Annotated in this window: 4 protein-coding genes; 2 read left to right on the plus strand and 2 right to left on the minus strand. The window is 69.2% G+C overall.

Annotated features, from left to right (window positions below):
• Positions 1-290: hypothetical protein (locus VFN12_RS02040; protein WP_325116884.1), on the plus strand; the 290-nt coding region annotated here is incomplete at its 5' end.
• Positions 291-550: 260 nt separating this feature from the next.
• Here the strand turns inward: VFN12_RS02040 and VFN12_RS02045 are convergent.
• Together VFN12_RS02045 and VFN12_RS02050 are read right to left on the minus strand one after the other, a co-directional pair.
• Complete coding sequence (locus VFN12_RS02045) at positions 551-925, minus strand: hypothetical protein (protein ID WP_325116885.1); 375 nt, start codon at positions 923-925, stop codon at positions 551-553.
• Positions 926-1,233: 308 nt separating this feature from the next.
• A complete protein-coding gene (locus VFN12_RS02050) occupies positions 1,234-2,388 on the minus strand; it encodes a hypothetical protein (RefSeq protein WP_325116886.1) in 1,155 nt (384 codons plus the stop codon).
• 295 nt (positions 2,389-2,683) lie between these two features.
• Between VFN12_RS02050 and VFN12_RS02055 the strand changes: the two genes are divergently transcribed.
• The gene (locus VFN12_RS02055; protein WP_325116887.1) at positions 2,684-3,382 is read left to right on the plus strand and encodes a winged helix-turn-helix transcriptional regulator; all 699 of its coding nucleotides are present in this window, start codon (positions 2,684-2,686) and stop codon (positions 3,380-3,382) included.
• The last annotated feature ends 192 nt before the right edge of the window (positions 3,383-3,574 follow it).

Genomic DNA, 3,574 nt, shown 5'->3' on the forward strand with positions numbered 1-3,574 from the left:
AGCGCCCGCTCCGCATCGATCGGGTGGACCTCGTGGACGGCGACATCCTGGTCGTCCTCAGTGGTCTCCACGCGGACGTGCTCAACGGGGTCCGCTTCTCTCTCGCGCACGTACCGGTCGGGCCGCTGACCGAAGAGGTGCGCAACTCGGTCGATGAGTGGGCCAGCGAGGTCGCGATCGCCCTGGACGAGGCGAGCAGCACGAGGGAGATGGACAGTGCTGAGCAACGGGTCGAGCCAGACGGTGTCGTCCTGCTCCGATGGTGGCCGGGGGAGAGTTGGTCCCGTTGAGACAGAACACCAGACCTCGGCGAGTCGCACCCGGATCTGCCAGCTGCACGCCCTGCTGCTCGAGCTGATCCCGGGCGGAGCGGAGAAGGACCTCTCCGCCGAGCGCGGCCGGCTCACCACCCACACCGACACTGCGGATCAGTCACTTCCCGGACCCGTCACCGCCAGGCCTGAGGCACCGATCCGCAAGGTCTCTTGACACAGCAAGGGCGCCTGGGGGTCTCAACCGTCCCGGTCAGGATCTGCCCGGTCAAGGACGGTCAGCTGCAGGCGTCGACGAGGGCGTCGTTGGCCTGGCGGAGGTCGCCGAGGTCGGGGTTCTGCCCGTGTTGTGCATGGTCGGCGACCCGACGCAGCTTGGTCACATTCGTGCGCAGCGCCTGCTTCAGCTGCGGATCGTCGGCCTCGGCCATCGTCGCCTCGAGCTCCACGGCCGTTTGGCGGGCGGTGCGCGCGAGCTTGGCAGGGTTGTCGCTCTGCGCCTGGACCTCGTCCATCCGAGAAACCGCGACTTCCGCGAGTTCGGCGCAGGTGTGTGCGGTCGATGCCATGTCCTGGGCGTCGTCGACCGCCTGTTGTGCCTCGTCCAGCTCCGAGCACCCGGACAGGGTGACGGTGAGGATGGCGAGGACCACCGACGTGCGTGTGAGAAGTGACGCGGGTTGCGAGCTCATGGGCGCTCCGTTCTGTGGCGCGGGCTTGGCGTAAGCGGGGCACTGTACAAGCGCTCCGATTCCACGGCGCTCCACCCTCTCCAGGTGAGTGGTCGTCGTCACACGCATCCTCACGGCGGCACCACACGGGAGCATTGCGAGTCATCATCGGCCGGGATCCCGCACCATCGGCGGCGATCGCGTGCGCCTGGCGGTGCGCGATCAGCGGCCTGAGAGTGCCTACGGTGGACGCCCTCCGGTCCCGAGTCCGGGACCGAAGGGCGAGACGCTCAGCCGCAGACCTGCCGGGCGACCGTGTGGCCGATCAGGAAGGCGTCGTCCATCGCGTCGCGGAAGTGGATGCCGCCCCATATCCGCGAGAGGAAGGCTGCGTCCTCGAGGGCGGTGAGGCTGGCGTAGGTCCGGGACCCGCCGCTGCCGTTGAGGGTGAGCGACATGTCGCCGAGGTGGCAGCGGACGGTCTCCGCGAACGCGGAGGTGATCGTGCCGTGACCACTCGGATATTCGGGGTACGGCGGCAGCGGCAGCACCGAGGTCCACCCTGCTTCCGGCTCCGTGAGCGGATCGCCGTCGTCGGCGGCGACCGCGACGACGGGACGCCAGAAGCCGACCCTGAACTTGAGACGCCAGGTCTGGCGGAAGGCTTCGGCGGTGGCGAGGTCGAGGTCGGCGAACAGCGACGTGGTCGCCCTCAGGCCGATCGGCGCGCCGCGCAGGTGGGTGATCAGCGCCGCGCGGTAGAGCGAGAAGGCGTCGACGTTGAAGAAGGTCGCGGTCGCCGCCTTGTCGGGGTCGGCGCCGGCTCGTCCATTCACCGCAACCTCGGCAAGGTCCGCGCGGTACGCCGCGGAGCCGACCGGATCTGGGCCGTCGACCGGCACTGGCTCGGCCCCGACGACCCGGTCAACGAACCCGAGCCACGGGGTCGCCATGCCGCGAGCGTCCTGCCACACGCCGATGCCCGACGGCTTGCTGTACACGATCGAGGGGTCGTTCCGGCCGTCGTCGGTCCGCCAGTCGATGATCCCTCCCGCGACATCCGCTCCGATGGCGACGCCGCGGTCCTCGGCCGGGCCGTCCGGCACGGAGGCGAGGGTCTGGGCGAGCCGGTCGTCGAGCGTCGCCCCGGCGGCGGGGAAGTACTCCACCAGCACGTCATGCGCCGCCTGGGCGATCGCGGCTGCCTCGGAGGACCGCTCGCGGCGCAGCGACGCGGCGACGGCCCTGTCGACGGCCTTGCTCGTGAACCCGAGGTAGAGACCCTTGGCGGGAGAGAACGGGACGGTCGCGATCGCGGTCGCCTGCCAGTCCAGGGCAACCGCGACCGGGTCCGGCGCGTCTGCGTGCGCCGGCGCGATCGTCGTGAGGGCGAGCGGCCCGGCTGCCAGCAGCGCAGTGGCCGCGCCGAGGTGACGGCGGCTCATGTCGGGGTCCCTGGCAGCAGGAACGCCGGCGCGGCGAGGGACGAAGGCATCATCGGTCTACTCCTTTGACGGGATTGCGGTGGGTGAGCTCGGGGTCGCCCGGGCTGCGTCGTACTCGTTAGTGCGTGCCGGTGATGACAGCGCCCCGGAACGCTTCGATCCGCGGCCGGCTCGGAACCTCGTCGCATCCGGTCCCCCAACGTGCTTGCATGATCGGAGCGTAGGACCGGCCATCCGTCTGCAGAAGTTCTAAGTTCGAACCGCCCTGGCGCAGTGAAACGGCAACAATGGGCCCATGCGCAGCTATGGTCAGTACTGCCCGGTGGCCAAGGCGTCGGAGCTCCTCGGCGACCGCTGGACGCTGCTGATCGTTCGGGAGATGATCTACGGCCCCCTTGGCTTTGCCGCCATCGAACGCAACCTGCCCGGCATCTCCCGGTCCGTGCTCGCGACCCGGCTCCGGCGCCTCCAACGCGACGGCATCATCCACAAGCAGGCTGACGGCCGCTACCAATTCACCCAGGCGGGAGAGGCGCTTCGCCCGGTCGTGCAGTCGCTCGGCAACTGGGTGGCCGAATGGGTGCTCGCGGATCCTGCCCCAGCCGAGCTCGATCCGGAACTGCTGATGCTGTTCGTCTCCCGACACGTCAGGAGGGATGCCCTTCCGCCGGGCAAGACCGTGATCCAGTTCGAGTTCGCGGGCACCCCCACTCGATACATCTGGCTGACCATGGAGCGGCACGACGTGTCCGTCTGCTTGCAGGACCCCTGCCTGCCGATCGACCTGGTGGTTCGCGGTACGGTCCACGACCTCTTCCAGGTCTACATCGGCCGGACGACCCTGGGCGCGGCCGTCCGAGACGAACGCGTTCGGTTGACCGGCACCAGGGACAACGTTCGGGGGTTCTCGAACTGGATGCAGTGGAGCAACTTCGCGGAGGCAAGCCGCGCCGCTCGCCGCCGGGAGCGGACCGGAACCCCCCACGTCGGATAGCGCCCAAGGAGCCGTGCCGGTTGGCTCTGAACACGTTCGACCCGGTCATGGCAGGCGGCATCAGCCAAGGCGGATGGCTCTCGCAAGTCCGCCACCTCGAGGCGAGCCGCACCCCGGACGCCTACGGCGTCCAGATCCTCAACGACATCCACCTCTCACACACGACGAACCTCGACGCATGGGAGGTCACAA

This window comes from Nocardioides sp. (assembly GCF_035703625.1).
Taxonomy (GTDB): Bacteria; Actinomycetota; Actinomycetes; order Propionibacteriales; family Nocardioidaceae; genus Nocardioides.